Source organism: Thauera phenylacetica B4P (assembly GCF_000310225.1).
GTDB classification, from domain to species: domain Bacteria; phylum Pseudomonadota; class Gammaproteobacteria; order Burkholderiales; family Rhodocyclaceae; genus Thauera; species Thauera phenylacetica.
In genome coordinates, this window is the sequence record NZ_AMXF01000235.1 from 1 (window position 1) to 6,370 (window position 6,370).

Here is a 6,370-nt window from a genome sequence, read left to right on the forward strand (position 1 = left end):
AAGCTGGCCGGCGCGGGGCCGGCGCCGCACCTGCCCGCGGGCGCCACCGCCCGCAGCGCAGCCTTCAGGCGCGCAGCTGGCGGTAGGCGCCGCCGAAGTACAGCAGCGGCGAACGTTCCTCGGCACGGTCGAAGTCGACCACCTCGCTGATGAACACCACGTGGTCGCCGCCGGCATGGCGCACCGTATTGCGGCACTGGAAGCGCGCGCAGCAGCCTGCGAGCAGCGGCACGTCGCCGATCCCCGAGTCGAACTCCAGGCCGGTGAACTTCTCGCCGAGCCGGCTGGCGAAGCGCTGCGACATGTCGGCCTGATCCTCGGCGAGCACGTTGATCGCATAGTATTCGCAGCCCTCGAAGAGGGCGCGGCTGGGCAACTCGTTGGCCAGACTCCACACGATCAGCGGCGGGTCGAGCGACACCGAGTTGAAGGAATTGACGGTGAGGCCGATCGGCTCGCCGGCGGGCGTGCGCGTGGTCACCACGGTGATGCCGGTGGCGAACATGCCGAGCGCGTTGCGGAAGCGGCGCTGGAAGTCCTCGCCGGAAGCTTGCTGTTGGGTCATGGACGGACGGGCGCGGTGGGCCGCGCTGCTCGAATGGGAATAAAGAAGGGATTATCGCCGCGCGCGCGGGCAGCGTCGAGCGCGCAGGCAAGGCAAGGGACCAATGCGGACATGAGCGACTTTTCCACCCGGCTGATCGCATGGCAGCGCGAGCACGGCCGCCACGACCTGCCCTGGCAGGGCGGCCACGATCCCTACCGCATCTGGCTGTCCGAGATCATGCTGCAGCAGACCCGGGTCGAGACCGTGATCCCCTATTACGAGCGCTTCCTCGCGCGCTTCCCCGACGTCGCCGCGCTCGCGGCGGCGCCGGTCGAGGACGTGATGGCGCTGTGGAGCGGCCTGGGCTACTACGCCCGCGCGCGCAACCTGCACCGCGCGGCGCGGGTGATCCGGGACGAGCACGGCGGCGCCTTTCCGCGCAGCGCGGCGGCGATCGCCGGGCTGCCCGGCATCGGCCGTTCCACCGCCGCGGCGATCGCCGCCTTCGCCTGGGGCGAGCGCGTGGCGATCCTCGACGGCAACGTCAAGCGCGTGCTGTGCCGGGTGTTCGGCGTCGCGGGCTTTCCCGGCGAGAAGGCGGTGGAGACGCGGCTGTGGGCGCTCGCCGAGTCGCTGCTGCCGGAGCACGGCATCGGCCGCTACATCCAGGCGCAGATGGACCTCGGCGCCACGCTGTGCACCCGCGCCCGGCCTGCCTGCGCGCGCTGTCCCTTCCACGACGACTGCGTCGCCCGCCGCGAGGGGCGCGTCGCCGAGCTGCCCGCCGCGCGCCCGAAGAAGACGGTGCCGCGGCGCGGCGCGCGCTGCGCGGTGATCGTGCACCAGGGCGCGGTGCTGCTGGAGCGTCGCCCACCGGCGGGGATCTGGGGCGGCCTGCTGGCGCTTCCGGAGCTGCCCGCCGAGGCGGACGACGCGCAGGCCTGGAGCGCGCAGCGCTTCGGCCTCGCCACCGCCGCACCCCAGCCGCTCGCCCCGCTCACTCACGCCTTCACCCACTTCGTGCTCGAGCTGCAACCGCTGCTGCTGCACGCCCATTCGATCCACGGCCTGGCCGACGACGGCGCGCTGTGCTGGCTGCCGCTGGGCGCCCACGCCGAGGCCGCCCTGCCCACGCCGGTGCGGCGCATCCTCGACGAACTCGCCCGGCCCGGCCTGTTCGGCGAGGGGATGGCAGCGCCGCGTTCGATCTAGCCGCGGCACGGGCACCGGGCGTGTGCGCGTGATCGCCCGAGGGTTCGCGCCTGCCGGCGCTCCTACACAAACCACCGCGCGCCCGCACCCCATGTAGGAGCTGCGGCAGCTGCGAACCCGGCGCTCCGGCGCTCGACGCGCGTGCAGAACTGCACCGCCGCATTCGCGCCTGCCGGCGCTCCTACAGAAACCACCGCGCGTCCCGGACCCGCCTGTAGGAGCTGCGGCAGCTGCGAACCCGGCGCTCCAGCGCTCGACGCGCGTGCAGAACTGCACCGCCGCATTCGCGCCTGCCGGCGCTCCTACAGAAACCACCACGCGTCCCGGAACCGCCTGTAGGAGCTGCGGCAGCTGCGAACCCGGCGCTCCAGCGCTCGACGCGCCTGCAGAACTGCGCCGCCGCCTTCGCGCCTGCCGGCGCTCCTACAGAAACCACCACGCGTCCCGGAACCGCCTGTAGGAGCTGCGGCAGCTGCGAACCCGGCGCTCCAGCGCTCGACGCGCCTGCAGAGCTGCGCCGTAGCCTTCGCGCCTGCCGGCGCTCCTACAGCAACCACCGCGCGTCCCGGACCCGCCTGTAGGAGCTGCGGCAGCTGCGAACGTTTGCCGCGCGCTCGCACGTGCACCGGCGCGGTGGCGGCCTGTGGGTCAGGCCTTCTTCGGCAGCAGGCCGTGCTCACGCAGGAACTGCTGCAGGATCTCCAGCCGGCTGAGGATGTCGTCGAGCTCGAGCAGCTTCTGCTTGGCGAGCAGGGGGATGGGCAGGAGCTCGATGTAGCGCGCGCCCACCCAGGCGGCATCGTCGAAGTCGTGCGGCGGCGGCAGGCGGTCGCCGAGCTCCTCGACGATCGAGCGCAGCAGCGGCAGGAGCTCGGCCTGCGCGGCGGGCACCGGCTCGGCGGGCGGCTCCTCCAGCCAGCGCACGCTGCCCACCAGCAGGCCGTCGCGCTCGAGCTCGTGGTCGACGATGCGGAAGCGCCTCCCGCCGCGCACCAGCAGCTCCAGCACGCCGGGCTGCTCCATGTCCCAGCGCTCGATCAGCGCCTCGGTGCCCACCGGGTGCGGCACCGCGGCCTCGCCGACCTCCTCGCCGGCGGCGATCAGGCACACGCCGAAGGGGGTGTGCTCGCGCATGCAGCGCGTGATCATGTCCATGTAGCGTGGCTCGAACACACGCAGCGGCAGCACGCCGCCGGGGAACAGCACGGTCTTGAGCGGAAACAGCGGGAGGGTGTCGGGCGGCGGGGTCATGGGGCGCTCCGGTGGGCAGGCGCAGCCGCGCCGGCAGGCTTCAGCCGGCGCGCTCGCGGTCCTCGCCCCAGCGCGCCATCAGGCTGTGCGGCACGCCGAGCTGGTCGAGGATGCGGGCGACGACGAAGTCGACCAGGTCCTTTACGGTCTGCGGGTGGTGATAGAAGCCCGGGTTGGGCGGCAGGATGCACACGCCGAGGCGGGCGAGCTTGAGCATGTTCTCGAGGTGGATCGCGGAGTACGGCGTCTCGCGCGGCACCAGCACGAGCTTGCGGCCTTCCTTGATGACGACGTCGGCGGCGCGCTCGATGAGATTCTGGCTGAGCCCGCCGGCGATCGAGGCCAGCGTAGCGACGGTGCACGGGCACACGACCATGGCGTCGGGCGGATTGGAGCCCGAGGCCGGCGGCGCGAACCACTCCTCGCGGCCGAACACGCGCAGCTGCCCGGGGGCGGCGGCGAAGCGGGCGGAGAGCTCGGCCTCGACCTCGGCCGGACGCGCGGGCAGGTTCCAGTCCATCTCCTGGCGGGCGACGATCTGCGCGACCTGCGAGTACAGCAGCCAAACCCGGCAGCCCGCCTGCAGCAGGCATTCGACCAGGCGCACGCCATAGGGCAGGCCGGAGGCGCCGGTGAAGGCGACGGTGATCGTGCGGGGAGGCGTCATCGGGGTGCGGGAAGGTCGGCGGATGGCGTGAAGCGTAACCCATCCAGCGGGCAAGGTGCGCAGCGCGGGAAGGCGCTTCGATACGGTGGCATTCGCGCCTGCCGGCGCTCCTACAGAAACCACCGCGCGTCCCGGGGCCGCCTGTAGGCGCTGCGGCAGCTGCGAACCCGGCGGTTCGGCGAATGACGCACGTGCAGCACTTCGCCGCCGCATTCGCGCCTGCCGGCGCTCCTACAGAAACCGCCGCGCGTCCCGGAGCCGCCTGTAGGCGCTGCGGCAGCTGCGAACCCGGCGGTTCGGCAAGCGACGCGCATACAGCACTCCGCCGCCGTTTTCGCGCCTGCCGGCGCTCCTACAGAAACCGCCACGCGTTCCGGAGCCGCCTGTAGGCGCTGTGGCAGCTGCGAACCCGGCGGTTCGGCGAATGACGCGCGTGCAGCACTCCGCCGCCGTTTTCGCGCCTGCCGGCGCTCCTACAGAAACCGCCACGCGTTCCGGAGCCGCCTGTAGGAGCTGCGGCAGCTGCGAACCCGGCGGTTCGGCGCTCGACGCGCGCGCATCACTCCAGGTAGTCGGTGATCAGCTCCCAGCGGCCGTTGCGGATCTGGGCGAGGCGGCCCTTGCGGTTGCCGAGGTGGTCGTCGGCGCTGAAGCGGTAGGCGGGGCTGCCGAAGTAGTCGCGCGTGAACGCCATGCCTTCGAGGGTGCGCGCGAAGCGCTCGGGGGTGAGCTCGCGCCCGGTGGCCTCGGCGGTGCGCACGAAGAGGTCGGCCAGGGTGTAGCCCATCACGCTCCACACGTTGGGCTCGGTGTTGAAGCGCGCGCGGTAGCGCTCGATCCAGGCGGCGAGCTGGCTGTTGGCGCCCTCGGCGTAGGGGTGCGGCAGCACCGACACGCCGTACAGGCCCTCGACCGCGGCGCCGCCGAGCTCGTGGATCTGCGCGGAATAGCCGGAGGCGGTGACGAGCATGTCGACGTCCCAGCCAATCTTGCGCGCCTCGGACATCGCGGCCACGGTCTCGCGCACCACGGTGGCGAGCACCACGAGGTCGCAGCGCGCGGCGCGCAGGCGCGCGACCTGGCTGGAGAGGTCGGTGGCGCCGCGCTTGTAGCTGGTGCGTTCGATGAGCTCGGTGCCGAGCCCGGCGAGCGCCTTCTCGACCCCCTTCATGACCTCCAGGCCGTAGTCGTCATCCTGGTACAGCAGGCAGCTGCGCTGGTAGCCGCGCTCGCGCACCATGTGGCGGGTGGCGGCCTCCATGTAGTCCTGGTAGGGCGCGAAGTTCTGGAACTTGAGCGGGTGCAGCGGCTCGTAGGTCGCGCGGTGGGGCGAGAAGGGGAACAGGTGCAGGCGGCCGGCATCGACGATGATCGGCATGCTCGCCATCACCACCGGCGTGCCCATGTTGGCGATGAAGGCGAAGGCCTGGTCGTGCTGCACGAGCTTGCGCGCGGCGAGTACCGCGCGCTTGGGGTCGTAGCCTGCGTCCTCGACCGCCAGGCGGATCCTGCGCCCATGCACGCCGCCGGCGGCGTTGGCCTCGTCGAAGCGCATCAGCATGCCGTCGCGCACCGGCACGCCGAGCATGGCGATCGGGCCGGAGAGGTCGGACACGGTGCCGACGACGATTTCATCGGCGCTCACCCCCGCCGCAACGGCGGGCAGGGCGCAGGCGAGGGACAGCGAGGAGGCGAGCGCAAACGCAAGCCGACGCAAGGGGCTCATCGGGGGAACTCCCGGAGGAAGGTTGGATGACCGCACGCGGCGATGTCATGGAGAACAAGGGTCGCGCGCGGGTGGCCCGCGAGGTGGGCCGGGGGTAATGCGGGGCGTGGATCAGAACGGCAGGCGGCGGCGCGGGGCGGGCGCGCTCGGCTTGGGCTCGGGCTTCGCCTCGGTCGGGCGCGCCTTGACCGGCTTGCGCGGCGCGTTGAGCTCGTCGAGGGCGAAGCGCACCTTGCCTTCGAGTTCGCAGCCGCGCATGCCCGGCGAGCAGAGCGCGCCGCGCACGCGCTGGCAGATTCCGTTGAGGTCGTGTGGGCAACTCCAGGCACTCATGGCGGGCTCCGGCGCAAGCTGCATCCATAATTACGAGAGCGTTACTATCGTCTCCCACGCCGCAAGAAGCAAGCTCGTCACGGTCCCCGGTGCAATCGCACGAAGGCGCCGTGGACGCGGCTCGAGTTCGCCCACCCGTTCGTGCGATCGCCCTCTCTTCTTCCCTGCCCGCGGCGCTCGTACCGCATCGCCCTCAGCGCTCCTTGCCCTGCCCGCCCCCCGCGAGCCCGGCCGGGCGCAGCAGCACGACGCCGACGATCACCGCGCCGAACAGCAGCAGCTCGAGCCCGGAGGCGCGCGCCCAGTCGCCGGGCAGGCGGTCGCGCAGCAGGGAGATCAGCGGCGGGATGGCGACGATCACCAGTGCACCCCACGCCGCGCCGGCGATCCGGCGCGCGCCGCCGATGAAGGCGAGCATCAGCAGCTCGAAGGAGAACACCAGGCCGAACTGCTCCGGGCTGATGAAGCCGATCCAGTGCGCGTAGAGCCCGCCCGCCAGCCCGGACAGCGCGCCGCCGACCACGAAGGCCTGCATCTTCGCCGCGTCGGTGTCGATGCCGCAGGCCGCGGCGGCGAGCTCGTCGTCGCGCACCGCGCGCCAGGCGCGGCCGTGGCGCGAGGCCAGCAGGCGCGC

The 6,370-nt window shown here is 72.3% G+C and carries 7 protein-coding genes; 1 reads left to right on the forward strand and 6 read right to left on the reverse strand.

From position 1 onward, the window contains the following. Positions 1–64: 64 nt before the first annotated feature. Positions 65–565 carry a flavin reductase family protein gene (locus C667_RS19195; protein ID WP_004376916.1) on the reverse strand — a complete coding sequence of 167 codons (501 nt, stop codon included), beginning with the start codon at positions 563–565 and terminating at the stop codon, positions 65–67. A gap of 111 nt (positions 566–676) precedes the next feature. Between C667_RS19195 and mutY the strand changes: the two genes are divergently transcribed. Continuing rightward, positions 677–1,759 carry an A/G-specific adenine glycosylase gene (mutY, locus tag C667_RS19200; RefSeq protein ID WP_004376918.1) on the forward strand — a complete coding sequence of 361 codons (1,083 nt, stop codon included), beginning with the start codon at positions 677–679 and terminating at the stop codon, positions 1,757–1,759. Positions 1,760–2,407: 648 nt separating this feature from the next. Here mutY and C667_RS19205 read toward each other — a convergent pair. From C667_RS19205 to C667_RS19225, 5 genes are all read right to left on the reverse strand, one after another. Further along, positions 2,408–3,010: an LON peptidase substrate-binding domain-containing protein gene (locus tag C667_RS19205; protein WP_004376920.1), complete on the reverse strand. Its 603-nt coding sequence runs from the start codon at positions 3,008–3,010 to the stop codon at positions 2,408–2,410. A gap of 40 nt (positions 3,011–3,050) precedes the next feature. Then, positions 3,051–3,677, reverse strand: a complete 627-nt coding sequence (locus C667_RS19210; protein ID WP_004376922.1) for a flavin prenyltransferase UbiX — start codon at positions 3,675–3,677, stop codon at positions 3,051–3,053. Positions 3,678–4,236: 559 nt separating this feature from the next. Further along, positions 4,237–5,403: an ABC transporter substrate-binding protein gene (locus tag C667_RS19215; protein ID WP_004376924.1), complete on the reverse strand. Its 1,167-nt coding sequence runs from the start codon at positions 5,401–5,403 to the stop codon at positions 4,237–4,239. Between the two features lie 111 nt (positions 5,404–5,514). Then, positions 5,515–5,736, reverse strand: coding sequence for a hypothetical protein (locus C667_RS19220; RefSeq protein WP_004376926.1), 222 nt, complete (start codon positions 5,734–5,736; stop codon positions 5,515–5,517). 193 nt (positions 5,737–5,929) lie between these two features. Next, on the reverse strand, positions 5,930–6,370 hold a 441-nt coding region (locus C667_RS19225), incomplete at its 5' end, for a branched-chain amino acid ABC transporter permease (protein ID WP_004376928.1).

Coding starts and splice junctions, on each gene's coding strand:
- C667_RS19195 (WP_004376916.1), bottom strand. CDS start 565: ATGACCCAACAGCAAGCTTCCGGCGAGGACTTCCAGCGCCGCTTCCGC.
- mutY (WP_004376918.1), top strand. CDS start 677: ATGAGCGACTTTTCCACCCGGCTGATCGCATGGCAGCGCGAGCACGGC.
- C667_RS19205 (WP_004376920.1), bottom strand. CDS start 3,010: ATGACCCCGCCGCCCGACACCCTCCCGCTGTTTCCGCTCAAGACCGTG.
- C667_RS19210 (WP_004376922.1), bottom strand. CDS start 3,677: ATGACGCCTCCCCGCACGATCACCGTCGCCTTCACCGGCGCCTCCGGC.
- C667_RS19215 (WP_004376924.1), bottom strand. CDS start 5,403: ATGAGCCCCTTGCGTCGGCTTGCGTTTGCGCTCGCCTCCTCGCTGTCC.
- C667_RS19220 (WP_004376926.1), bottom strand. CDS start 5,736: ATGAGTGCCTGGAGTTGCCCACACGACCTCAACGGAATCTGCCAGCGC.